This window comes from Nocardioides sp. OK12, assembly GCF_024341885.1.
Taxonomy (GTDB): domain Bacteria; phylum Actinomycetota; class Actinomycetes; order Propionibacteriales; family Nocardioidaceae; genus Nocardioides; species Nocardioides marinisabuli.
Genome location: NZ_BNET01000004.1, coordinates 531,417 through 554,779, shown reverse-complemented (window position 1 = coordinate 554,779; position 23,363 = coordinate 531,417). Strand labels below are relative to the sequence as shown.

26 protein-coding genes are annotated in these 23,363 nt (G+C 74.5%); 14 read left to right on the top strand and 12 right to left on the bottom strand.

Features of this window, described 5'->3' with window-relative positions:
• Position 1 precedes the first annotated feature (1 nt).
• Complete coding sequence (gene leuA, locus OCU29_RS13105) at positions 2–1,732, bottom strand: 2-isopropylmalate synthase (RefSeq protein ID WP_261820272.1); 1,731 nt, start codon at positions 1,730–1,732, stop codon at positions 2–4.
• Between the two features lie 256 nt (positions 1,733–1,988).
• Here leuA and OCU29_RS13100 point away from each other — a divergent pair, with 256 nt between their 5' ends.
• The 4 genes from OCU29_RS13100 to OCU29_RS13085 all read left to right on the top strand — a co-directional run bounded on the left by OCU29_RS13100 (position 1,989) and on the right by OCU29_RS13085 (position 4,982).
• Positions 1,989–2,633 (top strand): DNA-binding response regulator, encoded by a 645-nt coding sequence (locus OCU29_RS13100; RefSeq protein WP_261820271.1) that lies wholly within the window; start codon positions 1,989–1,991, stop codon positions 2,631–2,633.
• A gap of 37 nt (positions 2,634–2,670) precedes the next feature.
• Positions 2,671–3,171, top strand: coding sequence for an NAD(P)H-dependent oxidoreductase (locus tag OCU29_RS13095; RefSeq protein ID WP_179616914.1), 501 nt, complete (start codon positions 2,671–2,673; stop codon positions 3,169–3,171).
• A gap of 69 nt (positions 3,172–3,240) precedes the next feature.
• Positions 3,241–4,086, top strand: coding sequence for a septum formation family protein (locus OCU29_RS13090; protein ID WP_261820270.1), 846 nt, complete (start codon positions 3,241–3,243; stop codon positions 4,084–4,086).
• A complete protein-coding gene (locus OCU29_RS13085; RefSeq protein WP_261820269.1) occupies positions 4,035–4,982 on the top strand; it encodes a septum formation family protein in 948 nt (315 codons plus the stop codon). Before OCU29_RS13090 ends, OCU29_RS13085 begins: the two co-directional genes overlap by 52 nt.
• Positions 4,983–5,043: 61 nt before the next feature.
• Here OCU29_RS13085 and era read toward each other — a convergent pair whose 3' ends face one another.
• From era to OCU29_RS13065, 4 genes are read right to left on the bottom strand one after another with little or no spacing between them, the layout of a single operon-like run.
• Positions 5,044–5,970, bottom strand: coding sequence for a GTPase Era (gene era / locus OCU29_RS13080; RefSeq protein ID WP_179616916.1), 927 nt, complete (start codon positions 5,968–5,970; stop codon positions 5,044–5,046).
• Positions 5,967–6,740 carry a siderophore-interacting protein gene (locus tag OCU29_RS13075; RefSeq protein WP_179616917.1) on the bottom strand — a complete coding sequence of 258 codons (774 nt, stop codon included), beginning with the start codon at positions 6,738–6,740 and terminating at the stop codon, positions 5,967–5,969. Before OCU29_RS13075 ends, era begins: the two co-directional genes overlap by 4 nt.
• A 13-nt stretch (positions 6,741–6,753) precedes the next feature.
• Positions 6,754–8,019, bottom strand: coding sequence for a class I SAM-dependent methyltransferase (locus OCU29_RS13070; protein ID WP_261820268.1), 1,266 nt, complete (start codon positions 8,017–8,019; stop codon positions 6,754–6,756).
• A complete protein-coding gene (locus OCU29_RS13065) occupies positions 8,016–9,386 on the bottom strand; it encodes an FAD-binding oxidoreductase (RefSeq protein WP_261820267.1) in 1,371 nt (456 codons plus the stop codon). The genes OCU29_RS13070 and OCU29_RS13065 overlap by 4 nt, the downstream gene beginning before the upstream one ends.
• Positions 9,387–9,478: 92 nt before the next feature.
• Here OCU29_RS13065 and OCU29_RS13060 point away from each other — a divergent pair, with 92 nt between their 5' ends.
• From OCU29_RS13060 to idi, 6 genes are read left to right on the top strand one after another with little or no spacing between them, the layout of a single operon-like run.
• On the top strand, positions 9,479–10,279 hold the full coding sequence (locus tag OCU29_RS13060) for a UbiA family prenyltransferase (RefSeq protein WP_261820266.1): 801 nt from the start codon (positions 9,479–9,481) through the stop codon (positions 10,277–10,279).
• Positions 10,276–11,433 (top strand): NAD(P)/FAD-dependent oxidoreductase, encoded by a 1,158-nt coding sequence (locus tag OCU29_RS13055; protein ID WP_261820265.1) that lies wholly within the window; start codon positions 10,276–10,278, stop codon positions 11,431–11,433. Before OCU29_RS13060 ends, OCU29_RS13055 begins: the two co-directional genes overlap by 4 nt.
• Positions 11,434–11,444: 11 nt before the next feature.
• Positions 11,445–12,509 (top strand): type III polyketide synthase, encoded by a 1,065-nt coding sequence (locus OCU29_RS13050; RefSeq protein ID WP_179616921.1) that lies wholly within the window; start codon positions 11,445–11,447, stop codon positions 12,507–12,509.
• The gene (locus OCU29_RS13045) at positions 12,506–13,051 is read left to right on the top strand and encodes an isoprenylcysteine carboxyl methyltransferase family protein (RefSeq protein WP_179616922.1); all 546 of its coding nucleotides are present in this window, start codon (positions 12,506–12,508) and stop codon (positions 13,049–13,051) included. Before OCU29_RS13050 ends, OCU29_RS13045 begins: the two co-directional genes overlap by 4 nt.
• On the top strand, positions 13,044–14,066 hold the full coding sequence (locus OCU29_RS13040; protein ID WP_261820264.1) for an NAD(P)/FAD-dependent oxidoreductase: 1,023 nt from the start codon (positions 13,044–13,046) through the stop codon (positions 14,064–14,066). Before OCU29_RS13045 ends, OCU29_RS13040 begins: the two co-directional genes overlap by 8 nt.
• Positions 14,063–14,668 carry an isopentenyl-diphosphate Delta-isomerase gene (gene idi / locus OCU29_RS13035; protein WP_261820263.1) on the top strand — a complete coding sequence of 202 codons (606 nt, stop codon included), beginning with the start codon at positions 14,063–14,065 and terminating at the stop codon, positions 14,666–14,668. The genes OCU29_RS13040 and idi overlap by 4 nt, the downstream gene beginning before the upstream one ends.
• A 44-nt stretch (positions 14,669–14,712) precedes the next feature.
• Here the strand turns inward: idi and OCU29_RS13030 are convergent, their stop codons facing one another.
• The 5 genes from OCU29_RS13030 to OCU29_RS13010 all read right to left on the bottom strand — a co-directional run bounded on the left by OCU29_RS13030 (position 14,713) and on the right by OCU29_RS13010 (position 18,713).
• Positions 14,713–15,369, bottom strand: coding sequence for a DUF6226 family protein (locus OCU29_RS13030; protein WP_261820262.1), 657 nt, complete (start codon positions 15,367–15,369; stop codon positions 14,713–14,715).
• Between the two features lie 119 nt (positions 15,370–15,488).
• Positions 15,489–15,866 (bottom strand): cytidine deaminase, encoded by a 378-nt coding sequence (locus OCU29_RS13025; RefSeq protein WP_261820261.1) that lies wholly within the window; start codon positions 15,864–15,866, stop codon positions 15,489–15,491.
• Positions 15,863–17,218 (bottom strand): hemolysin family protein, encoded by a 1,356-nt coding sequence (locus OCU29_RS13020; RefSeq protein WP_261820260.1) that lies wholly within the window; start codon positions 17,216–17,218, stop codon positions 15,863–15,865. The genes OCU29_RS13025 and OCU29_RS13020 overlap by 4 nt, the downstream gene beginning before the upstream one ends.
• Positions 17,215–17,673, bottom strand: a complete 459-nt coding sequence (gene ybeY, locus OCU29_RS13015) for an rRNA maturation RNase YbeY (RefSeq protein ID WP_179616928.1) — start codon at positions 17,671–17,673, stop codon at positions 17,215–17,217. Before ybeY ends, OCU29_RS13020 begins: the two co-directional genes overlap by 4 nt.
• A complete protein-coding gene (locus OCU29_RS13010; protein ID WP_179616929.1) occupies positions 17,670–18,713 on the bottom strand; it encodes a PhoH family protein in 1,044 nt (347 codons plus the stop codon). Before OCU29_RS13010 ends, ybeY begins: the two co-directional genes overlap by 4 nt.
• A 116-nt stretch (positions 18,714–18,829) precedes the next feature.
• Between OCU29_RS13010 and OCU29_RS13005 the strand changes: the two genes are divergently transcribed.
• Positions 18,830–19,105: a hypothetical protein gene (locus tag OCU29_RS13005; protein WP_261820259.1), complete on the top strand. Its 276-nt coding sequence runs from the start codon at positions 18,830–18,832 to the stop codon at positions 19,103–19,105.
• A gap of 10 nt (positions 19,106–19,115) precedes the next feature.
• Here OCU29_RS13005 and OCU29_RS13000 read toward each other — a convergent pair whose 3' ends face one another.
• Entirely contained in the window at positions 19,116–20,375 is a 1,260-nt protein-coding gene (locus OCU29_RS13000) for a hypothetical protein (protein WP_261820258.1), read from the bottom strand.
• Complete coding sequence (locus tag OCU29_RS12995) at positions 20,372–20,710, bottom strand: histidine triad nucleotide-binding protein (protein WP_258017022.1); 339 nt, start codon at positions 20,708–20,710, stop codon at positions 20,372–20,374. The genes OCU29_RS13000 and OCU29_RS12995 overlap by 4 nt, the downstream gene beginning before the upstream one ends.
• 127 nt (positions 20,711–20,837) lie before the next feature.
• On the opposite strand from OCU29_RS12995, the gene OCU29_RS12990 reads away from it, so the two are divergent.
• From OCU29_RS12990 to OCU29_RS12980, 3 genes are read left to right on the top strand one after another with little or no spacing between them, the layout of a single operon-like run.
• Entirely contained in the window at positions 20,838–21,368 is a 531-nt protein-coding gene (locus OCU29_RS12990) for a SigE family RNA polymerase sigma factor (RefSeq protein ID WP_261820257.1), read from the top strand.
• Positions 21,365–22,342, top strand: coding sequence for a Gmad2 immunoglobulin-like domain-containing protein (locus OCU29_RS12985; protein WP_261820256.1), 978 nt, complete (start codon positions 21,365–21,367; stop codon positions 22,340–22,342). The genes OCU29_RS12990 and OCU29_RS12985 overlap by 4 nt, the downstream gene beginning before the upstream one ends.
• On the top strand, positions 22,339–23,358 hold the full coding sequence (locus tag OCU29_RS12980; protein WP_261820255.1) for a Gmad2 immunoglobulin-like domain-containing protein: 1,020 nt from the start codon (positions 22,339–22,341) through the stop codon (positions 23,356–23,358). Before OCU29_RS12985 ends, OCU29_RS12980 begins: the two co-directional genes overlap by 4 nt.
• Positions 23,359–23,363: the final 5 nt, after the last annotated feature.

Here is a 23,363-nt window from a genome sequence, read left to right as displayed (position 1 = left end):
CTCAGGCGCGGTCGACCGCGCTGATGACCGCCTTCAGCGACGCCGTGACGATGTTGGCGTCGACCCCGACGCCCCAGAAGATCTGGTCGCCCACCGAGCACTCGACGTACGCCGCCGCGAGGGCGTCGCCGCCCGAGGACAGGGCGTGCTCGTGGTAGTCCAGGACGCGCACGTCGTAGTCCTGCGGCAGCTCGTTGAGCGCGCCGACGAAGGCCGCGATCGGGCCGTTGCCGGTGCCCTCGAGGGTGCGCATCTCGCCCTCGACGAAGACGTTGACGCTCAGCGCGTCCTTCTCGCCGGCCGCGGAGCTGGTGTGCACCGAGTCGAGGCTCAGGGGCGTCTCGCGGTCGAGGTACTCGGAGCGGAAGACGTCCCAGATCGCCTCGGGGGTCATCTCGCCGCCGTCGGCGTCGGTGCGCTGCTGGACCACCCGGCTGAACTCGATCTGGGCGCGGCGCGGCAGGTCGAGCTTGTGCTCGGCCTTGAGCACGTAGGCCACGCCGCCCTTGCCCGACTGGCTGTTGACCCGGATCACGGCCTCGTAGGTGCGGCCCACGTCCTTGGGGTCGATCGGCAGGTACGGCGCCTCCCAGGGCAGCGAGCCGACCGGGACGCCCTGCTCGGCGGCCTGGCGGTCGAGGTCCTCGAGGCCCTTCTTGATGGCGTCCTGGTGGGAGCCGGAGAAGGCGGTGTAGACCAGGTCGCCGGCGTAGGGGTGGCGCGGGTGCACCGGCAGCTGGGTGCAGTACTCGACCGTGCGGCGGATCTCGTCGATGCCGCCCTCGACGGCGAAGTCGATCATCGGGTCGACGCCCTGGCTGAAGAGGTTCATGCCCAGCGTCACCAGGCACACGTTGCCGGTGCGCTCGCCGTGGCCGAAGAGGCACCCCTCGACGCGGTCGGCGCCGGCCATCATCGCCAGCTCGGTGGCGGCCACCGCGGTGCCGCGGTCGTTGTGCGGGTGCAGCGAGATCACGGTGCTCTCGCGGCGGGTGAGCTGGCGCGAGAACCACTCGATCTGGTCGGCGTACACGTTGGGCGTGGAGACCTCGACGGTGGCCGGCAGGTTGAGGATGATCTCGCGGCCGTCCTCGGGCTGCCACACGTCGCTGACCGCCTCGCAGACCTCCAGGGAGAACGGCAGCTCGGTCGAGGTGAAGATCTCGGGGCTGTACTCGTAGCCGATGACGGTCATGTCGAGCGCCTGCTCGCCGTGCTTCATGACCAGCTCGGTGCCGCGCACCGCGATGTCCTTGACCTCGTCGCGGCTGGCGCCGAACACCACGCGCCTGAACATCGGCGCCAGGGCGTTGTAGAGGTGGATGTTGGCGCGCGGCACCCCGATCAGCGACTGCACGCTGCGCTCGATGAGGTCCTCACGGGCCTGGGTGAGCACCGAGATGGTGACGTCGTCGGGGATCTTGTCGCCCTCGATGAGCTGGCGCACGAAGGAGAAGTCGGTCTCGCTCGCCGAGGGGAACCCGACCTCGATCTCCTTGTAGCCCATCTTCACCAGCAGGTCGAACATGCGCATCTTGCGCGCCGGCGTCATCGGGTCGATCAGGGCCTGGTTGCCGTCGCGCAGGTCGGTCGAGAGCCAGCGCGGCGCCTGCTCGATCGTGCGCGAGGGCCAGGTGCGGTCGGGCAGGTCGATCGGGGGGAACGCCTGGTAGCGCTCGATGGGCATCCCGCTGGGCTTCTGCGCCGATCGGATGGTGGAGAAGGTGCTCATGACGATGGTCCTCGCTGGTGGTCCGGGGGTCTGGCTCGGCGGCCGGCGCGCAGACGAACACTCCGCAGCGAGGGGGTCCGGCTCTGGCTCAGACCTCGCTGCGGCAGCGAAGGAGGAGAGGCTGTCGCATCATGGTGCGCCCAGACTAGCGCACCGCCCCCGGAGCAGCGGCACGCCCGCCCGCCGTGAGATTCACCCCAAGAGGTGAGCCTCCACGAACGCCCGGGAGCCGTCGCGTTGACTACTTTTCCCTCTCGTGACCGAGCCGAACGGACTGCCTGCCGCGCGCTCGGGCCGTCCGCTCCGGGTCGGGGTCGTCGACGAGCCCGAGCTGGTGGTGCGCGGCGTGCACGCGATGCTGAGCCCGTACGCCGATCGCGTGCGGCTGGCGGGTCCCGACGGCGACCCCGCGGGGCAGGTCGTCGGGCTCGACGTCGTGCTGTGCGACCCCTTCCCGGTGCCGCCCGCGGCGCGCGGCAGCCACGACGGCGGGCTCGACCGGATCGTCACCCTGGCGCCGGCCCGGGTGCTGGTCTTCAGCTGGCACACCCACCCCGTCGGCGTGCGCCAGGCGCTCGGCGCGGGCGCTCACGGGTACCTGGGCAAGACCGCGACCGGCCCCGAGCTGCTCGCGGCGCTGGAGGCGGTGGTGCGCGGCGAGCGCCCCACCCCCGACCTGCCGGTGCAGCGCGCCGCCGTCGGCTTCCCCGGGCTGAGCACCCGCGAGTCGGAGGTGCTGGCCCTGATCTGCGAGGGGCTGAGCAACCAGGAGGTCGCCGACCGGCTCTTCGTCAGCGTCAACTCGGTCAAGACCTACATCCGCCAGGTCTACGGCAAGACCGGGGTCACGCGACGTACCCAGGCCGTCGCCTGGGCGCACCGGCACGGCTGGCTGGGCTGAGCCCCGCAGGAGGCCGCCGCGCGACTACCGTGGCGCCATGGCCCGGCTCCTGGTGGTCCACCACTCCCCCACGCCCACGCTGCGCTCGCTGAGCGACGCCGTCGTAGCCGGCACCCGCGACGAGGCGATCACCGGCGTCGAGGTCGTGGTGCGCGAGGCCCTGGTGGCCGACGCCGACGACGTCCGCTCGGCCGACGGGTTCCTGCTCGGCACCCCCGCCAACTTCGGCTACATGTCGGGCGCGCTCAAGCACTTCTTCGACACGATCTTCCTGACGTCCGGCGGCGACCTCGGCCAGGACGGCTCCGCCGGTGCCGGCGGCGCGGCCGGGGGTGGACGGGGCCGGCCCTACGGGCTGTGGGTGCACGGACGCTACGACACGACCGGCGCGGTGCGCTCGGTGCAGAGCATCGTCCAGGCCCTGTCGTGGACCCAGAGCGCCGAGGTGCTCGAGGTGCTGGGCGACGTCGGCGAGCCCCAGCTCGAGGCGGCCTACGAGCTCGGCGGCACCCTCGCGGCGCTGCTGGGCGCGGACTGAGCGGACCGACCACCCGGCGGATAGGATCGGCGCGCCCCGCCCGCCACGAGCCACCCCCCTGGAGACCACGTGCGCCACCCGAGCCCGACCACGGTGCTCGCCGGCGCCCTCACCGCCCTCGCGCTGGCGCTGTCGGCCTGCTCCGGCTCCGCCGGGTCCGGTGACGCGCGCGGAGCCGGAGCCACCCAGGGCCGCAACCCCGACCCCGCCCTCGTCGACTCCACCGAGGTCCCCGAGCTCGGCCAGTGCCGCAACCTGCGGCCCGAGGACGTCGCGCTGCCCTCCAACGCCACCGCCGCCGTCGACTGCACCGAGGAGCACACCGCGCAGACCTACGCGGTGGGCACGCTGCCCGACAAGCTGCACGACGCGGCGTACGACTCGGTCGAGCTGGGGGCCTGGGCCTACAAGACCTGCTCGAAGGGGCTGATGGCCTTCCTGGGCGCCGACGAGTCGTCGGTGATGCGCACGATCGTGACCTGGTCGTGGTTCCGGCCCTCCGAGGCGGCGTGGGACGACGGCGCGCGCTGGTACCGCTGCGACGTGGTCGGCGGGGGCGGCGAGGGCATCGACTACCGCCCGCTGCCCAAGACCGCGGAGGGCCTGCTGATGGGGCTGCCGCCCGACGAGTGGATGGTCTGCGCCGACGGGCCCACCGTCGCCGGCTCGCCCAAGGTGCCCTGCTCGGAGGAGCACACCTGGCGCGCGGTCACCACCATCAAGCTCGGTGAGCCCGGCGACGAGTACCCCGGCGACCGGGTCGTCGAGGTCACCAGCCGCGACTTCTGCTCCGACTCCGTGGCGGCCTGGCTGGGCTACCCGCTCGAGTACGACTTCGGCTTCACCTGGTTCAAGGAGGCCGAGTGGGAGGTCGGCAACCGCCGCTCGGTGTGCTGGGCGCGCACCTCGTCGTGACCCGCCCGCAGCGCACCCGCCGCGCCACGCTCGTCGTGGCGCTGGCGGCCGCGGCCGCCCTCGGGGCCTGCTCCGACGACGGGTCCGCACCGGCGGAGCCCGCCGCCTCGAGCAGCGCACCCGCGCCGGAGCCCTCCGAGCCTCCCGGGTCTTCCGGGACCGCCGCGTCGGCCGAGCCGGTCGAGCCGCCGCCCACCGCCACCTGCTACCGGCTGTCGTACGACGACGCGGTCGCGCCGACCACCTCGGCCGAGCCGGTGCGCTGCGGCGCCGCCCACACGGCGGTGACCTTCGAGTCGGGCCCCCTCGACACCGTGGTCGACGGGCACCTGCTTGCGGTCGACTCGCAGCAGGTGGCCGACGACGTGGCCGAGCGCTGCCCGGCGGCGCTGGGCGACTTCGTCGGGGGCGGGGCCGACGCGCTGCGCCTGAGCCTGCTGCGCAGCGTCTGGTTCACCCCCTCCCTCGAGGAGGCCGACGCCGGCGCCTCCTGGTACCGCTGCGACGTGGTCGCGCTCGCGGGGGCCGAGCGGCTCGCCGAGCTGGTCCCGCCGATGAAGGGCGTGCTGGGCACCGAGGCCGGTCGCGACCGCTACGGCCTGTGCAGCACCGCCGAGCCCGGCACCCCCGACTTCACCCGGGTGCTCTGCTCGGCCGAGCACACCTGGCGCGCGGTGCGGGTGGTCGAGCTCGGCGGCCAGGGGTCGGGCCAGGAGCAGGGCCAGCAGGAGTACCCCGGCGAGGAGGCCGCCCGCTCCGCCGGCCAGGAGCCCTGTGCGGCCGCCGGTCGCGAGGCCGCCGACGACCCGCTCGACTTCAGCTGGGGCTACGAGTGGCCCGACGCGCAGCAGTGGGAGGCCGGGCAGCGCCACGGCCTGTGCTGGGTCCCCGACTGACCAGCCCCGCCGACCCGGCGCAGATCTCTCACTGACCCGGCGCAGATCTGCGCCGGGTCGGCTAGAAGCCGAGCTTGCGGAGCTGGCGGGGGTCGCGCTGCCAGTCCTTGGCGACCTTGACGCGCAGGTCGAGGTAGACGGGGGTGCCGAGCAGGGCCTCGATCTGGGCGCGGGCGTCGCTGCCGACCTTGCGCAGCCGCGAGCCCTTCTTGCCGATCATGATCCCCTTCTGGGAGTCGCGCTCGACGTAGACGACGGCGTAGATGTCGAGCAGCGGCTTGTCCTCGTCGCGGTCCTCGCGCAGGCCCATCTCGTCGACGACGACGGCGATGGAGTGCGGCAGCTCGTCGCGCACGCCCTCGAGCGCGGCCTCGCGCACCAGCTCGGCGACGATCGCCTCCTCGGGGGCGTCGCTGAGCTCGCCGTCGGGGTAGAGCTGCGGACCCTCGGGCAGCAGCCCCACCAGCAGGTCCTCGAGCAGCGAGACCTGGTCGCCGGCCTGCGCGGAGACCGGCACGATCTCGGCCCACTCGATGCCGAGGTCGGCGCCGAGGGCCTGGATGTCGAGCAGGTGCTGGCCGATCTGCTCGGGGGTGGCGAGGTCGGTCTTGGTGGCGATCGCGACCTTGGTGGTGCGCTTGATCTTGGCCATCTCCGAGACGATGAACCGGTCGCCCGGGCCGACCTTCTCGTTGGCCGGGAAGCAGACCGCGACCACGTCGACCTCGGCCAGCGTCGTCTTGACCAGGTCGTTGAGCCGCTCGCCGAGCAGGGTGCGGGGCCGGTGCAGGCCGGGGGTGTCGACCAGGATCAGCTGCGCGTCGGGGCGGTGCACGATGCCGCGCACCACGGTGCGCGTGGTCTGCGGCTTCGAGGAGGTGATGACCACCTTCGAGCCGACCAGCGCGTTGGTCAGCGTCGACTTGCCGGCGTTGGGTCGCCCGACGAACGAGGCGAACCCGCTCCTGTGCTCCGGTGGCTTGCTCATGATTCCCTCGCTGCGTCGTAGTCGGCCCAGATCTCCTCGTCGGACTTCCCGGCGGCCTTGCCGGCCCGCCAGATCGGTCCCGGGTCGACGGCGCGCGGCTGGCGCTGCGCCCCGCCGCGCCAGTAGCCCATGACGTCGTACGCCGTGCTGGGCAGCCGGCGCTCGCGCATCAGGTGCTTGCGGATCGCGCGCATCTGCGCCGACTCCCCCGCCATCCAGAAGTAGCCCTCGCCCTCGGGCCAGACCAGGTCGCCGACGACCTCGGCCAGCGCCGACATGCCGTCGCCGGGCTGGGCCAGCCAGGTCACGTCGCTGCCCTCGGGCAGGTAGCCGGCGGGCCGCTCGGGCACCTCGGCCCACACCCGGGTCGGCAGGTCGACCTCCTCGCTGATGCGCGCCATGGCGGGCATCGCGGTCAGGTCGCCCACGAGCATCAGCCACTGCGCGCCCTCGGGCAGCGTGAAGGAGCCCTTCGGCTCGGTGACCACGACCCGCTGGCCGACCACGTCGGGCAGCTGGGCCCACTCGGTGACCAGGCCCACGTCGTGGACGACCACGTCGAGCACCAGCTCGCCGCCGGTGAAGGAGCGCACGGTGTAGTAGCGGCTCTGGAACTGCCCGGGCACCACGAGGCCGACCCACTCGTCGGGCACCCCGGTGCTGGCGAAGCCCGCCAGGCCCTCGCCGCCCAGGCGCAGCCGCAGCAGGTGGTCGGTGATCCGCTCGCGGCCCAGCACCTCGGCCTCGAAGGTCATCGCTCGCGTGCTCACCCGCCGAGGCTACTCACCAGGAGGGACGCAGCGGCAATCCGTCGTCGCCGTCGGGGCCGGTGCGCACCGCCAGGACCTGGTGCAGCTGGATCTCGTTGCGCTCGAAGCCCAGCCGCGAGCCGGCCATGTAGAGCCCCCACACCCGCGCCGTGCCCTCCCCGACCTCGGCGACGCACTCGTCCCAGTGCTCGACCAGGTTGGCGCACCAGTCGCGCAGGGTCAGCGCGTAGTGGCGGCGCAGGTTCTCCTCGTGCACGACCTCGAGGCCGGCGTCCTGGGCCTGGGTGATGATCGTGCCCGAGCCGATCAGCTCGCCGTCGGGGAAGACGTAGCGGTCGATGAAGGCCCCGGTCTCGCGCCGGACGTTGTCGTGGCGGGTGATGCAGTGGTTGAGCAGCCGGCCCCCGTCGCGCAGGTGCTCGCGCAGGAAGGTGAAGTACGCCGGGAGGTTGCGGACCCCGACGTGCTCGGTCATGCCGATCGAGCTGATCGCGTCGAAGCCGCCCTCTGCCACGTCGCGGTAGTCGCTGTGGCGCACCTGGGCCAGGTGGGACAGCCCGTCGGCCTCGATCGCCTCGCGCGCGTACGCCGCCTGCTCGCGGCTCAGGGTCACCCCCAGCGCGCGCACCCCGTAGTGCTCGGCCGCGTGGCGCACCATCCCGCCCCAGCCGCAGCCGACGTCGAGCAGCCGCATGCCCGGGCGCAGGCCGAGCTTGCGGCAGACCAGGTCGAACTTCTCGGCCTGCGCCTGCTCCAGGGTGGCGTCGGCGTCGGGGTAGACCGCGCAGGTGTAGGCCATCGAGGGGCCCAGCACGTGGCGGTAGAAGGCGTTGGACACGTCGTAGTGGTGGGAGATGACCCCGGCGTCGCGGTCGAGGGAGTGCCGGACCCCCTCCACCACCCGTCGCCAGCGCGGCAGGTGCTCCTGGGGCGGGGGCGGCGGCGGTCGGAGGTTGCCGAGGCCGAGGCCGCGCACCAGCGTCAGCGCCTCGCCCACCGAGGGCGCGCGGAAGCGCAGGTTGTTCTGCAGCAGCCGCATCGCCTCGTAGGGGTCGCCGGGGTGCACCCCCTCGAGCCGGAGGTCGCCGCTGACGTAGGCGCGGGCCATCCCGAGGTCGCCGGGGGCGGTCAGCAGGTAGGCCAGGCCGCGCTGGTCGACCAGCCGCAGGGTGATGTCGGCGTCCGGGGGCCCGGCCGCGGAGCCGTCGTACGCCTCGAAGCGCACCGGCAGACCGTCCCTCATCAGCGAGCCGACGGCCTCACCGATCGTGATCGTCATGTTCTCCGCACCGCCTTGTCGTAGAGGCTGCTCAGCCGGTCGTCGGGGTCGTGGCGCGCCTTCACCGCGCGCAGCTGCTCGCCGCCGTAGAGGCGGTCGAAGGTCTCGCGGTCGTAGAAGGCCTCGGAGTAGAGGCTCTTGTGCCCGCCCAGGGCGTGCACCTTCTCCTCGATGGCCCGGTTGGTCGGCCCGTCGGGGGCGGTCGGGCCGACGTGGATCGTGCCCCAGAAGCCGACGTTGACGTAGACCTCGCCGGGCTCGAGGGGGTAGGCGGGCCACGCGCGCTGCGCCACGAGCGGGCACAGCCAGACCGGGCGCATCCCGACCCGCTCGTCGAACCAGGCCAGGAACTCCCCGAGCCGGGCCAGCGGCACCTCGACGTCCTGGACCACCTTCTCGCGCAGCGCCCGGCCGGCGCGCCGGTCGAGCCGCTCGGCGACCCCGAAGCGGGAGTCGAGGGCCAGCAGCCGGTGGTAGACGTCGCTGCGCCGCCAGCGCCGCGGCCACACCCGGCGCACCAGCGGGTGCTGGGCCCCGAAGGCCCGCGAGCACCAGAACCAGTCGGTGTCCCAGCGCCACAGGTAGTCGTGGACGCTCAGCCGGTCGCGGCCCTCGCCGCCCGCCGCCCGCTCCCGGATCGAGCGGTAGTAGACCTGCTGGCCGGTGTAGTCGCTGGTCGGCCCCGGCTCGTCGGTCCAGGTGGCGAGCGTCAGGTAGAGCTCGTCGGGGGCGAAGGCCACGCCGTCGAGGCCGTCGACGCGGGTGCCGTCGAGGCCGCCCGTGGCCACGACCTCGGCGACGGCCGCGGCCAGGCGCTGCGCGTCGTCGAAGCGAACGTGGCGCAGCGCGGCGTACGCCGGCACCGGCGCGAGGCGGATCCGCAGCCGGGTGGCGTAGCCGAGCGAGCCGTAGGAGTTGGGGAAGGCGTCGAAGAGCTCGTCGCCGGGGTGGGTGGTGACCACCTCGCCGGCGCCGGTCAGCACGTCCATCTCGACCACCGACTCGTGCGGGAGACCGTGGCGGAAGCTGGTCGACTCGATGCCCAGGCCCGTGACCGCCCCGCCGAGGGTGATCGTGCGCAGCTGCGGCACCACCAGCGGCACCAGCGCGTGCGCCAGCGTCGCCCGCACCAGGTCCTCGTAGGTGCACATGCCCTGCACGTCGGCGGTGCCGACGCCGGGATCGACCTCGAGCACCCCGCACAGCTCGCTCACGTCGAGCCCCGGCCCGGCAGCCTCGCTGCGGGGGCGGAAGAGGTTGGAGGTGCGCTTGGCCAGCCGCACCGGCTGCCCCGGCGGGATCGCGGCGTACGACGCGCGCAGCCGCTCGACCGCACGCTCGTGGTCCTCCCAGGTCCTGCCCGCCACCCCTCGACGGTACCCCTGGGCGCCGCCGCCGGGGGGCGTGTCGGACCCTCTGGGTGGGGCGTGTCGACCCGGGGCACGGTAGACAGGGGCCCGTGACGTGGCGAGGCACCAGGGCCCTGGTCGGGGCGACCCACCCCGGGCCCGCGCTCGCCGTCACCGTGCTCGCGGCGCTGCTGGCGCTGCCGGCCGGCCTGGGGCCCGGCACCGCCGCGCTGGTCGTCGCCGCGGTGCTGACCGGTCAGCTGACGATCGGCTGGAGCAACGACCTGGTCGACGCGGGTCGCGACCGGGCGGTCGGTCGCACCGACAAGCCGCTGGCCACCGGCGAGCTCTCCGAGCGGCTGGTGCGGGGCTGGTGCGCCGCGGCGCTCGTCGCGACCGTGGTGCTGTCGCTGGCCGTGGGCCTGCCGGCCGGGCCGGTGCACCTGCTGGTGGTGGCGGGCGGGTGGGCCTACAACCTGGGGCTGAAGGCGACGTGGCTGTCGTGGCTGCCCTACGCGGTCGCCTTCGGGGCCCTGCCGGCCTTCGTGTGGCTGGCCGGACCGCTCGACCCGCCGCTGTGGGGCGTGGCCGCGGGCGCGCTGCTCGGCGTGGGCGCCCACCTGGTCAACGTGCTGCCCGACCTCGCGGACGACGCGGCCACGGGCGTGCGCGGACTGCCGCACCGGCTCGGGCCGCGCTGGCTGCCGGTGGCCGCGGTCGTGGTGCTGGTGGCCGCCAGCCTCGTCATCGCGCTCGGCGCCCCCGGGCTGCCGGGCTGGGCGCTGGGCGTCGGCGCCGCGCTGGTCGCCGGGCTCGCGCTGGTCGCGGTCGTCCGTCCGGGGCGCGACGCCTTCCGGGCCGCGGTCGGGATCGCCCTGGTCGACGTGCTGCTGCTGGTGGTGGCCGGGTGAGCGGGGCGCCCGACCTGGTGGTCGTCGGCGCCGGGCCCGCGGGCTCCGCCGCCGCCCTGGCCGCCCTGGCCCACTCCCCCGACCTGCGCGTGCTGCTGGTCGACCGCGCCGACTTCCCCCGCGACAAGTGCTGCGGCGACGGCATCGCGCCGCACGTGCTCGACGTGCTGCGCCGGCTGGGCGCCGCCGACGTGGTCGAGGGCTGGCGCCCGCTGCGCCACCTCACGCTCGCCCGCGGCGCCCGGGAGGTCGCGGGCCGGATGCGCCGCGAGGTCCACGTCATCCCCCGCGAGACCTTCGACGCCCGCCTGGTCGAGAGGGCCGTCGAGCGCGGGGCCCAGCTCGTGCGCCACCGGGTGCGACGGGTCGAGACCGGCGACGACGGGGTCGGCGTCGACCACCTGCGCGCGGGGGTCGTCGTCGGCGCCGACGGCGCCCACTCGGTCGTGCGCGCCGCCGCAGGGCTCGGCCCCACGGCACCGCGGGCCCTGGCCCTGCGCGGCTACGCCCCGACCCCGCCCGGGCGGCGCGGGCTGCAGGTGATCCGCTACGGCGAGCGCCGCCAGCCCTCCTACGCCTGGTCCTTCGACCGCGGCGACGGCCTGGCCAACGTCGGGTACGGCGAGCTGGTCGACGGTGACCAGCCGCCCACGCGCGCGCTGCTGCTCGAGCAGCTCGAGGAGCTGCTGCCCGGAGCGGCCCGTGACGGGACCTCCTGGCGCGGCCACCACCTGCCGCTCTCGGGGCTGCGCTGGCGCCACCCCGCGGGCCGGGTGCTGCTGGCCGGCGACGCCGCCGGCCTGGTCAACCCGATGACCGGCGAGGGCATCTACTACGCGGTCGCCACCGGCGCCCTGGCCGGGCGGGCCGCGGCCCGCACCCTCACCGGGGGCGAGCCGGCCGAGGCCGGGGCGGCGTACGAGCGGGAGGTGCGGCGCCTGCTGGGCCGTCACCTGCGCCACACCTGGGCCGCCGCCCGGCTCTCGCGCCACCCGCGCGTGGTCGACGCCGGGATCGGCGCGGCCGCCCGCGACCAGCGCGTCTTCGACGACCTCGTCGAGATCGGGCTCGGCGGCGGCCGCATCGGCCCGCGCCTGGGCCTCGGCCTGCTCACCAGCCTCGTCCGCGACCCGCACCCCAGCGGCACCACCTGAAGGAGAGCACCATGCAGATCCTCGCTGTCCGGGGCACCCTGCCCGCGCACACCCACACCCAGGACGAGATCACCTCGGCCTTCGCCGACGTGATCGCCCAGGGCCGGCTCGACGAGCGGGTGCTGCGCCGCTTCCACCGCAACGCCGGGGTCAGCCAGCGCCACCTCGCCCTGCCGCTGCCGGCGTACGGCGAGCTGAGCGGCTTCACCGAGGCCAACGACCACTTCATCGCCGAGGCCGTCGCCCTGGGCTCGCGCGCCGTCGAGGAGGCGCTCAAGGCCGCCGGCCTGACCCCCAGCGACGTCGACCTGGTGATCTCGGCGACCGTCACCGGGCTGGCGATCCCCTCCCTCGACGCGCGCATCGCGACCGCGACCGGGATGCGCCCCGACGTGAAGCGGGTCCCGATCGTGGGCCTGGGCTGCGTGGCCGGGGCCGCCGGCGTCGCGCGGCTGCACGACTACCTGCTGGGCCACCCCGGTCAGGTGGCCGTGCTGGTCGCCGTCGAGCTGTGCTCGCTGACCGTGCAGCGCGACGACGTGTCGGTGCCCAACCTGGTCGCCAGCGGGCTCTTCGGCGACGGTGCCGCCGCGGTGGTGGCCCGCGGCCAGGACGGCGAGCCGGGCGCCGCGCAGGTGCTCGACACCCGCAGCCGGCTCTACCCCGACTCCGAGCGCACGATGGGCTTCGACGTGACCGGCGGCGGGCTGCGGATCGTCCTCGACGCGGCGGTGCCCGAGATCGTGGGCCGCTACATCCGCGAGGACGTCGACGGCTTCCTGGCCGCCCACGACCTCACCCGGGCCGACGTGGAGTGGTGGGTCTGCCACCCCGGCGGCCCGAAGGTGATCGAGGCGCTGCAGGAGGCGCTGGAGCTCGAGCACGAGGACGTGCGCCTGACCTGGGAGTCGCTCGACCGGGTCGGCAACCTGTCGTCAGCCTCGGTGCTGCACGTGCTCGAGGACACCCTGCGCGACAGGCCGCCCCGACCCGGCTCGTACGGGCTGATGATGGCGATGGGCCCGGGGTTCTGCTCCGAGCTGGTGCTGCTGCGCGCCGGAGGTGGCGCGGCGTGACCTCGTTGACCTTCTTCACCGTCGTCGTCGCGCTGGTGGCGCTCGAGCGGCTCGCCGAGCTGGTGGTCTCCAAGCGCAACGCCGCCTGGTCCTTCGCCCGCGGGGGCGTCGAGACCGGACAGGGCCACTACCCCGTGATGGTGGTGCTGCACACCGGGCTGCTGGTCGCGATGCTCGTCGAGGCCTACGTCCGCCGCCCCGAGGTCCCCACGGCCCTGGCGGCCTCGATGCTGGTGCTGGTCGTGGCGTCGCAGGCGCTGCGCTGGTGGTGCATCACCGCGCTCGGGCCGCGCTGGAACACCCGCGTGATCATCGTGCCCGGGCTGCCCCCGGTCACCGGCGGGCCCTACCGGTTCTTCTCCCACCCCAACTACGTGGCCGTCGTCGTCGAGGGCGCGGCGCTGCCGCTGCTGCACCTGTCGTGGGTCACCGCGCTGGTCTTCACCGTGGCCAACGCCGTGCTGCTCACCGTGCGGCTGCGGGTCGAGGACGCCGCCCTGGCCACGCTCCCGCCCTCCCCCGCGGGGGCGCGCCGTGCATGACCTGGTCGTCGCCGGCGGCGGCCCGGTCGGGCTGGCCGCGGCCCTGCACGCCCACCGCGCCGGGCTCGACGTCGTCGTCGTCGAACCCCGCGCGGGCACGGTCGACAAGGCATGCGGCGAGGGGCTGATGCCCGGGGCGCTCGCGCGCCTGGCCGACCTCGGGGTCGAGGTGGAGGGCGTCGACCTGGCCGGCATCCGCTACCGCGACGACCGGCGCAGCGTCGACGCGCGCTTCCGGCACGGGCCGGGCCGCGGGGTGCGGCGTACGACGCTGCACACGGCGCTGTCGCGGCGCCTCGCCGAGACGGGCGTCGAGGTCCGGCACGAGGCGGTGCGCTCGGTGGTCGACCAGGGCTCGCACCTGGTGGTCGACGGGCGGCCGGCGCGCTACCTGCTGGCCGCCGACGGGCTGCACTCCCCCGTGCGCCGGCTGCTCGGGCTCGACGCGGGCGCCCGCGGGCCGCGGCGCTACGGGCAGCGCTGCCACCTGCGGGTGGCGCCGTGGAGCGACTTCGTCGAGGTGCACTGGGCCGCGCACGCGGAGGCGTACGTGACCCCGGTGGCGCCCGACCTCGTGGGGCTGGCGGTGCTGAGCGCCCGACGCGAGCCGTTCGCCGCCCTGCTCGACGGCTTCACGGGGCTGCGCGAGCGCGTCGCCGGCGTTGAGCGCACCCGGGTGATGGGGGCCGGGCCGCTGCGCCAGCGGGCGCGGCACCGGGTCGCCGGGCGGGTGCTGCTCGTCGGCGACGCCGCCGGCTACGTCGACGCGCTCACCGGCGAGGGCATCGCGCTGGGCCTGGCCGAGGCGGCGGCCGCCGTCGCCGCGGTCGCCGCCGACGCGCCCGAGGGCTACGACGCCACGTCGCGCCGGCTGCGGCGCCGCCACGAGCTGCTGACCCTGGGCCTGGTCTCCGCCACCCGGCACCAGGCGGTGCGCCGCCGGCTGGTGGCCGCGGCCGACCGGGTGCCGTTCGTCTTCGGCGCGGCCGTCAACCAGCTCGCGAGGCCCGCATGAGCGCGCCGGGGCACGGGCGCGAGCAGGTGGTGCTGCTCGACGAGGCCGGGCACGCGGTCGGGGTCGCCGACAAGGCCGGCGTGCACCACGCCGACACCCCGCTGCACCTGGCGTTCTCCTGCTACGTCTTCGACCACGCGGGCCGGATCCTGCTGAGCCGCCGGGCGTTGGGCAAGAAGACCTTCCCGGGCCTGTGGACCAACTCCGCCTGCGGCCACCCGGCTCCCGGCGAGCCGTTCCTCGACGGCGTACGCCGACGGGTGCGCGAGGAGCTCGGCCTCGAGCTCGACGACCTGCGGGTCCTGCTGCCTGGCTTCGGCTACCGCGCCGAGATGCAGGGCGTCGTCGAGCACGAGCTGTGCCCGGTGCTGGTCGCGACCACCGCTACCGAGCCCCGTCTCGACCCCGACGAGGTCGAGCAGGTGGCCTGGGAGTCGTGGGCCGACTTCCGTGCCGGGGTGCTCGACGGCAGCCGCGACGTCAGCCCCTGGTGCCGCCTGCAGGTCGAGGCGCTGCCCGAGGACCCGCTGGCCGCCCCCGGCCGCCCCCTCGACGAGCTCCCACCCGCCGCCCGCCCCGACCAGGCCCAAATCTCCCCCTGACCCGTCCCAGATCTCGCGTCGAGTCGGCCCGAACCTTCCTCCGGTCACGACCAGGGCGCCCCGTGGACCACGCGCCGCCACCGAGGGTCGGGCGCGTGGCCGCGTCGTACGGCGTCGAGGTCGCGCGCTGCCGCCTCGTGCTCGGCCAGACGCTCGGCGCGCGTCGCGGCGGCACTCCCGCTGGCCGACCAGCCCTCGGCTCCACCGGTCAGGACCCGGCCCGGCGCCTCGAGGTGCACGAACTGCCCGGTGACGACGTTCGACCAGGCCGAGTCGAGGGTCTCGAGCAGGTCGGCGGAGCCCGAGTCGCAGGCGTCGCAGCGGCAGTCCACGTCCAGCACCCCCACCGGCGGGTCACCCACCCGCAGCTCGAGGTCGACAAGCAGCCCGTCGACCGGGGTGCCGAGCACCAGCAGCGGCAGCGCCCCGGGAGCACCCGGGACGAGTCGCCAGCCGTCCCGCCCTGCTCGCGCGTCTCCTGGGGCGAGCGCCCTCCGCTCAGCCAGGCCCGACCCGGTCAGGGCGGCGGTCCAGGCCAGGGCCCGAGCACCCTCGATGCGCCACTTGCGCGGGTCCGTGACCCGCGAGTACTCCTCGTCGAGCGGCTCCCGGTCGGCGTGCGGGTCGGCCCAACCGGGTGTGCTCGCCCCGGTCACGGCGAAGCGCGTCTCGACCTCCCGCAGCAGCCGCGACTCGTCCATGCGCCGCAGGGTAGACCGCGCTCCGTCCGCGAGCCGACTGGTTTGTACGCGCCGGGTCAGCGGGAGATTCACGCCGGGTCAGGGGGAGATATGCGCCGGGTCGGCGGGAGTGGGCCTGGTCAGGTGGTGGCGGTGCCCTGCAGGGCGCCCTTGGCGTCGCCGCGGTGCACCGGTACGCCGCTGCCGGCCAGGTCGCGCAGGGCTTCGAGGTCGCTCGGCGTCACCGCGTCGGCGTCGGTGAGCACCACGGCGGCCTCCAACCCCGTGGCGCCGGAGGCGACGGCCATCGCCACGCACACCCCGAGCGCGGAGACCTGCAGGGAGGGCAGGTCGACGGTGGCGGCGGCGTAGGTGCGACCGTCGGCGTCGCGGACCGCGGCGCCCTCCGCCGCCCGGGTGCGGGCGCGCGTCGAGCGCGCCAGGGTCACCAGCTTCTTGTCCTCGGCGGCCGGCTCGGCGGGTGCGGGCGTCTCAGGACTGCCCTCGGGGGTGCTCACTGGTCCTCGTCGTCCTCTCGGTGGTCGCGGTCGTCGTCGCGGCGGTGCTCGGGACGCTCCTCCTCGTCGTCGCCGTGGACGTCGGGCGCAATGCGCGAGATGAGCACGGTGACGATCTTGTTGCGGCGACCGGCGCTGTCCTCGGCCACGAAGCGCAGCCCGTGGGCCTCGACCGAGGACCCCGGGATCGGGACCAGGCCCAGGTGCTTGGCCATCAGCCCGCCGACGGAGTCGACGTCCTCCTCCTCGACGTCGTCGCCGAAGATCTCCTCGAGGTCGTCGACGGGGAAGCGCGAGGAGACCCGCACGACGCCCTCGGCGAGGTGCTCGACCTCGATCTCGTCCTCGTCGTACTCGTCGGTGATCTCGCCGACGATCTCCTCGAGGATGTCCTCGATGGTGATGAGGCCGGCGGTGCCGCCGTACTCGTCGACGACGACCGCGATGTGCTGGCGCCGGGCCTGCATCTCCTTGAGCAGCCCGTCGACGGCCTTCGACTCCGGCACCCAGTGCACGGGGCGCATCACCGACTCGATGCGCTCGACGAACTCCACGTCGGGGGCCTCGAAGTCGCGGCGCACGATGTCCTTGAGGTAGGCCATCCCGACGATGTCGTCGAGGTTCTCGTCGACCACCGGCAACCGCGAGTAGCCGCTGCGCAGGAACAGCGAGAGGCTCTGGCGCAGGTTCTTGTGCTTCTCGACGTAGACCACGTCGTTGCGCGGCACCATCACCTCGCGGGCGGTGGTGTCGCCGAGCTCGAAGACCGAGTGGATCATCCGCCGCTCCTCGCTCTCGATGAGCGAGGAGGCCTCGGCGAGGTCGACGAGCTCACGCAGCTCGGACTCGGTGGAGAAGGGTCCCTCGCGGAACCCCTTGCCAGGGGTCAGCGCGTTGCCGAGCGCGATCAGCACGTGCGGGATCGGGCCCAGGACCCGGGTGATCAGGGTCAGCGGCCCGGCCGAGAGCAGCGCGACCGTCTCGGCGTGCTGGCGCCCCATCGTGCGCGGCGCGACGCCGACCACCACGAAGGAGACCAGCAGCATCACCGCGATGGCCGTCAGCACGCTGGCCCACCAGGCCCCCTGCATCAGCTCGTCGACCTGCAGGGCGACCAGCACGATCGCGGAGACCTCGGCGGCCATCCGCAGCAGCAGCGCGGTGTTGAGGTAGCGCGGCAGGTCGTCGAGCAGCGCCAGCAGGCGCTTGGCGCCAGCGCGGCCCTCGGCGAGCAGCTCGCCGGCCCGGGCGTGGGAGAAGGAGCCGAGCGCGGCGTCGGCGGCGGAGAAGACCCCCGCGAGCACGACCAGCGCGGCCGCCGTCACCAGCAGCCCGACGTCACCCCCGCTCATGCGTCGTCAGTGGCGCGCCACGCGGCCAGCAGCTCGTCCTGCAGGCCGAACATCTCGCGGTGCTCCTCCGGCTCGGCGTGGTCGTAGCCCAGCAGGTGCAGGATGCCGTGCACGGTCAGCAGCTCGATCTCGGCCACCGTGCCGTGCCCGGCCGTCTCGCCCTGGCGGCGGGCGATCTCGGGGCACAGCACCAGGTCGCCGAGCACGCCCTCCTCGGGCTCCTCGTCGACCAGGCCGGGGCGCAGCTCGTCCATCGGGAAGGCCAGCACGTCGGTGGGGCCCTCCTTGTCCATCCACTGCTCGTTGAGCTCGGCGATGGTCGCCTCGTCGACGGCCTTGATGCACAGCTCGGCCTGCGGGTGCACGTGCATCCGGTCCATCACGAAGCGGCTCAGCGTGGAGAGCCGGCGCACGTCGACGCCGTGGCCGGACTCGTCGAGGACCTCGATGCTCATGGTCGGTTCCCCTGCACGGGTCGGGCGCGCTCGCTGCGCGCGTCGAAGTCGTCGTACGCCGCCACGATGCGGCCCACGAGCCGGTGCCGCACGACGTCGCTGGCGGTCAGGCGGTTGAAGCCGATGTCCTCGACGTCCTCGAGGATCTCCTCGACCACCCGCAGCCCCGAGCGGGTGCCGCCGGGCAGGTCGGTCTGGGTGACGTCGCCGGTGACGACGATCTTGGAGCCGAAGCCCAGGCGGGTCAGGAACATCTTCATCTGCTCGGGCGTGGTGTTCTGCGCCTCGTCGAGCACGATGAAGGAGTCGTTGAGCGAGCGGCCGCGCATGTAGGCCAGCGGGGCGACCTCGATGGTGCCGGCGGCCAGCAGCTTGGGGATCGACTCGGGGTCGATCATGTCGTGCAGCGCGTCGTAGAGCGGGCGCAGGTAGGGGTCGATCTTCTCGCTGAGCGTGCCGGGCAGGAAGCCGAGCTTCTCGCCCGCCTCGACCGCCGGGCGGGTCAGGATGATCCGGTTGACCTGCTTGGACTGCAGCGCCTGCACCGCCTTGGCCATCGCCAGGTAGGTCTTGCCGGTGCCGGCCGGGCCGATGCCGAAGGTGATGGTGTGCTTGTCGATCGACTCGACGTACTTCTTCTGGTTCACCGTCTTGGGCCGGATCGAGCGCCCGCGGTTGGAGAGGATGTTGAGGCTCAGCACCTCGGCCGGGCGCTCGGTGGTCTCGGTGCGCAGCATCGCCAGCACCCGCTCGACGGTCTCGGTGCTGACGCCCTGACCGGTGCGGATGATGGTCACCAGCTCGTCGAGCAGGCGGTGCGCGAGCGCGACCTCGCTGGGCTCGCCCTCGAGGGTGATCCGGTTGCCGCGCACGTGGACCGCGGTGCCGAACTCCTTCTCCAGCAGCGCGAGGTGCTCGTCGCCGGGACCCAGCAGGCTGACCATGTCGATGCTGTTGGGCACCACGACCGTGTGGTGGCCGCGCGCCGAGCCGCTCGCGGGGCTCTCGGTGGGGGTGCTGCGATCATCGGTGTGGGACATGGATGCCCGGAGGGCGCCTCTCGGTCACGGGGACGGTGGGTCGAGCGCCTCCATGCTACGGCGTGGCCCCGACGAGCACCCAGCCAGTAAAGGGACCCGCCGGTTAGGCTGGAGCCATGGCCGGGGCCGAGCACGACCTGCGCTCGTGGGACGACGAGGATCCCGACTCCCACGACGACGACTCGCCGCCCTACTGGTTCCCCGGCGAGACGATGCCGCCGCACGCACGGGCGATGGGCCTGACCCACCACACCGTGGAGGGGGCGCTGCTCGACTTCGGCGGCCGCCTCGACCCCGCCAAGCGGGTCCACTACTGGACGGCGTGGGCGCTGCTGGTGGTCTTCGGGCTGCCCGTGGTCTTCGCCGTGATGCGGCTGGCCTACCTGTTCTGAGCCGACCGGCTCAGAACCGCCCGACCGGCTCGCTGTCGTAGGCGACCTGGAGCGTGCCCAGGCACATCTCGTCGGTGGAGCCCTCGCCCCACAGCACGTACTTCTCCTCCTGGCCCGCGAAGGCGGGCAGCTTGTCGCGCAGCCACTGCTGGTGGCGGCAGGTCACGGTCAGGGTCTCCCCCGCCTCCAGCCGCAGCGCCTCGACCTGACGACTGCCCTGGTCGTCGAAGTCCCAGGTGTCGATGTCGAGCAGGGTGCGCTCCTCGGGCGTGCCGGCGTTGGCCACCACCGAGATCTCGCGGCCCAGCAGGTGCATGTGGCCGGCGACCCCGAGCACCGTCATCGGCTGGCTGACCCGGCGGGTGCAGGTCGTGGTCTCGGAGGGCCCGCCGCCCTCGCCGCAGAGCAGGTGGAGCATGTCGGCGGTGGAGGCGGCCCCGCCGAAGCGGTGTCGCAGGTCGGCCATCGCGGCGTCGCGCTCGCAGAGCGGCCCGTCGGAGCGCGCGGCGCGGCAGGGCAGCTCGACCGGGGCGGGCATCAGGTAGGTGTGCAGCGGCGTGAGGTCGCGCTCGCCGGGCATCCAGCGCAGCTGGGTCGCCGACCGGTCGGCCGACTGCCCGCGGAGCAGGTTGTAGTGCACCTGCATCACCACCTGCGAGCCGGCCTCGAGGCGTACGCCGTGCCCGTCGCGGGTGCGGGTCTCGTCGCCGCCCGGCGCCCAGGCGGCCAGCCAGGAGGCGTCGGCGAGGTTGGTGGCGCTGCCCTCGACGCCGCTGCCGCCGAAGCAGCTCCAGCCCGGGTCGACGGTCCTGTGGTCGAGCGCGCGGGCGGTCTCGACCTGGTCGGGCTCGACCCGGAAGAGGATCACGTGGTGCACGACCTCGGGGTTGCCGGGCAGCACCTGGCTGCCGGTCAGCCACACGTCGTCCTCGAGGCCGGGGTCGAGCAGGAAGCAGCGGTAGTCGTCGGTGCCGGCACCCCCGGGCGACGAGGGCGTGTAGTCGGTCGGCATCTCCAGCAGCATCCGCCGCTCGCCCCGGCGCAGCGGCAGCTGCTTGCCCGGCGGCAGCGAGGACAGCTGCTCGGCCACCACCTCGGGCGGGTCGACCGGCGAGAGCACGCTGGCGGGGTCGCCCTCGCGGTGGTCCTCGGTGCCGAGGGCGGCGACACCGGCGACGACCCCCGTGACCGCGAGGGCGGCGGTGAGGGCGAGCACGACGAGGCGGCGCCGGACCGGCCCGGCGGGGCGGCGCGGCCCGACGGTGCTCATCCGGGCGGCCAGCTCAGCGGTCGGCCGGCGAGCACGTGCAGGTGGGTGTGGAACACCGACTGCCCGGCGCCCGCACCGGTGTTGAGCACCAGCCGGTAGTCCTCGTGGCCCTCGGCGGCCGCCACGGCCGCCGCGGTGCTGACGAGCTCGCTCATCACCGCCGGGTCGCCGGCGGCCAGCTCGGCGGCGTTCGCGTGGTGCGCGCGCGGCACCACCAGCACGTGCACCGGCGCCTGGGGCGCCACGTCGCGGAACGCGACGGTGCCCTCGGTGACGTGCACGACGTCGGCGGGGATCTCGCCCGCGACGATCCTGCAGAACAGACAGTCCTCCACTTGTTGCCTCCCGCCGCTCATCGTGCCACGCGATCGGCTGCCGCGCCGAGGTAAACCCCCGGGGTCCCTCGCGCGTGGGACTAGCGTGACGACCCATGCGAGCGCACCCCCACGACGCCCCGGCGCCGTGAGCAGCGACCCCCACGGCTGGAGCGCCGACGAGGCGCTCGAGCAGCTGTACGCCGCGCACTGGCGCGAGCTGGTGCGGCTCGCGGTGCTGCTGCTGCACGACGTCGGCACCGCCGAGGAGGTCGTGCAGGACGCCTTCGTCGCGGTCCACGACCGCTGGGGCCGGCTCCGCGACCCCGCCAAGGCCCTGGCCTACCTGCGCCGCAGCGTGGTCAACGGCTCCCGGTCGCGGCTGCGCCACCGCGCCGTCGTACGACGTCACCTCGCGGCGCAGCCCCCGCCGCCCACCGCCTCCCCCGCCGACGAGGCCAGCCTGGTCGCCGACCGCCGCGCCGCGGTGCTCGACGCGATGCGCGAGCTGCCCGAGCGCCAGCGCGAGGTGCTGGCGCTGCGGCACTACCAGGACCTCTCCGAGGCCGAGATCGCCGACGCGCTGGGCATCAGCCGCGGCGCCGTCAAGAGCCACGCCTCCCGCGGCTCGGCCCGCCTGCGCGAGCTGCTCGCGCCCTACCTGGAGGACCGCTCATGAGCCCCCACGACCGCGACGCCGACCTGGCCCGGCTGCTGGGCGAGGCCGTCGACGACGTCGAGCCCACCGACCGGCTGGGCGAGATCCGGGCGCGCACGGCGACGCCGACCGCCGGCCGCCGCTGGTGGTACGCCGGAGGCGCCGTGTTGGCCGCAGCCGCCGCCGTGACCGCTGTCGCGGTGCTCGGGCCCGGCAACCCGCCCGTCTCCGCGCCCGACCCCGTGGGGCCGGCCCCCTCCGGCTCGGCGACCCCCGGCCCCGCGCCGGCGCCCGCGACCGTCGCGACGTACTGGCTGGGCGAGACCCCGCAGGGCCCGCGCCTCTACCGCGAGCAGATGCTCCTCGCGGACGACGGCGGGAGCAGGGTGGCGGCGGTGATCCGTGCCGTCGTCGAGGGACGCCCGGCCGACCCCGACTACCGCAGCGCCTGGCCCGGGTTCAGCGTCGACTCCGTCGACCAGGGCGAGGACGGCGGCTCCGTCGACGTGCAGATGAGCTTCGCCGCGGGCGCCGAGCGCGACGTCCTGGCCGTGAGCCAGCTCGCCCACACCGTCTGGGACCTGCTGGGCGAGCGGGTGCCCGTCAACGTCGAGGCCACCGGGCCCGGCGGGGAGTCCGTCAACGCCGGGGTCGAGCCCTACGGCGAGGACCTCGACCTCGACGTGCTGGCCCTGGTCAGCATCGACGACCCCGCCGAGGGCCAGGAGGTGGCGGCCACCTTCACGGCCCGGGGCCGGGCCTCGTCGTTCGAGGCCACCGTGCCGTGGGAGGTGCGCGACGCCACCGGCGCCGTGGTCGCCGACGGCTTCAGCACCGCCGAGGGCTGGATGGACCGTCTCCACCCCTGGACGGCCGAGGTCGACGTCTCGGGCCTCGCACCGGGCCGTTACACGTTCGTTGCCATGACCAGTGACCCCTCCGACGGCGAGTCGGGCGGGCCGTTCACCGACACACGGACCATCGTGGTCCCGTGAGCACCAGGGAGAGCACCATGGCCAGCCAGACCAGCCAGCCCAGCCGCAGCCGCACCCGTCGTCCGTACGCCGGCCGCGCCCTGCACCGCACGCTGGCGGGCGCCGCGACCGCCGCCCTGACCCTCGGTGTGCTCGCCGGCTGCGGCGAGGACAGCGACCGGGCCGAGGACCCCGCACCGGCCAGCGGCACCAGCAGCGCCACCGCCGAGCCCAGCGCCAGCGCCGGCGAGCCCACGACGAGCAGCGAGCCGTCGCAGAGCGCCGAGCCCGATCCGGGCGAGACCAGCACCGTCCCGGTCTACTACGTCGGCGACAGCCCGATGGGGCCCCGCCTGTACCGCGAGTTCCGCAGGGTGAGCGGCGACCCGGGCCTGGGTGCCGCCGACATGGTCGCCGCGGGCGTGCCGGCCGACCCCGACTACCGCGCCGCGTTCCCCGTCGACGGCAGCTTCTCCTCGGTGCGCCTCGACGAGGAGGCCGGCCTGATCCTCGTCCAGGTCCCCGACGACCGCTGGGCCGACCGCCCCGCGGACATGTCGGGCAAGCAGGCCCGGCTGGCCGTGCAGGCGCTGGTCTACACCGTCCAGGGCGCGCTGCAGAGCCGCGCCCCCGTGCAGGTCGTGGGCGAGCCCGGCGGGCCCGCCGTGCCGCTCTTCGGCGTCGACACCGACGGCGGGGTCGCCAACGCCGACCAGCTCGACGTGCTGTCGCTGGTCAGCGTCACCAGCCCCGAGTCCGACGCCGAGGTCTCGGGCACGTTCACCGCCAGCGGCGTCGCGTCCTCGTTCGAGGCCACCGTCCCGTGGGAGGTGCGCGACTCCTCGGGCGAGGTGGTGGTCGACGGGTTCGCCACCGCCGAGGGCTGGATGGACCGGCTCTACCCCTGGGAGAGCGAGGTCGACGTGTCGGGCCTCGCGCCCGGCGAGTACACCTTCGTGGCGATGACCGACGACCCGAGCGGCGGCGCTGAGGGCCCCGGCGCGTTCGAGGACAGCAAGGTCATCAGCGTCGGCTGAGCCGG

Bases quoted from the DNA above. Each gene is read 5' to 3' on its own strand.
- OCU29_RS13005 (WP_261820259.1), top strand. From the start codon at position 18,830: ATGGCCGGGGCCGAGCACGACCTGCGCTCGTGGGACGACGAGGATCCC.
- OCU29_RS13030 (WP_261820262.1), bottom strand. From the start codon at position 15,369: ATGGACGAGTCGCGGCTGCTGCGGGAGGTCGAGACGCGCTTCGCCGTG.
- OCU29_RS13070 (WP_261820268.1), bottom strand. From the start codon at position 8,019: ATGACGATCACGATCGGTGAGGCCGTCGGCTCGCTGATGAGGGACGGT.
- OCU29_RS13020 (WP_261820260.1), bottom strand. From the start codon at position 17,218: ATGAGCGGGGGTGACGTCGGGCTGCTGGTGACGGCGGCCGCGCTGGTC.
- OCU29_RS12985 (WP_261820256.1), top strand. From the start codon at position 21,365: ATGAGCCCCCACGACCGCGACGCCGACCTGGCCCGGCTGCTGGGCGAG.
- leuA (WP_261820272.1), bottom strand. From the start codon at position 1,732: ATGAGCACCTTCTCCACCATCCGATCGGCGCAGAAGCCCAGCGGGATG.
- ybeY (WP_179616928.1), bottom strand. From the start codon at position 17,673: ATGAGCATCGAGGTCCTCGACGAGTCCGGCCACGGCGTCGACGTGCGC.
- OCU29_RS13050 (WP_179616921.1), top strand. From the start codon at position 11,445: ATGCAGATCCTCGCTGTCCGGGGCACCCTGCCCGCGCACACCCACACC.
- idi (WP_261820263.1), top strand. From the start codon at position 14,063: ATGAGCGCGCCGGGGCACGGGCGCGAGCAGGTGGTGCTGCTCGACGAG.
- OCU29_RS13010 (WP_179616929.1), bottom strand. From the start codon at position 18,713: ATGTCCCACACCGATGATCGCAGCACCCCCACCGAGAGCCCCGCGAGC.
- era (WP_179616916.1), bottom strand. From the start codon at position 5,970: ATGAGCAAGCCACCGGAGCACAGGAGCGGGTTCGCCTCGTTCGTCGGG.
- OCU29_RS13095 (WP_179616914.1), top strand. From the start codon at position 2,671: ATGGCCCGGCTCCTGGTGGTCCACCACTCCCCCACGCCCACGCTGCGC.
- OCU29_RS13000 (WP_261820258.1), bottom strand. From the start codon at position 20,375: ATGAGCACCGTCGGGCCGCGCCGCCCCGCCGGGCCGGTCCGGCGCCGC.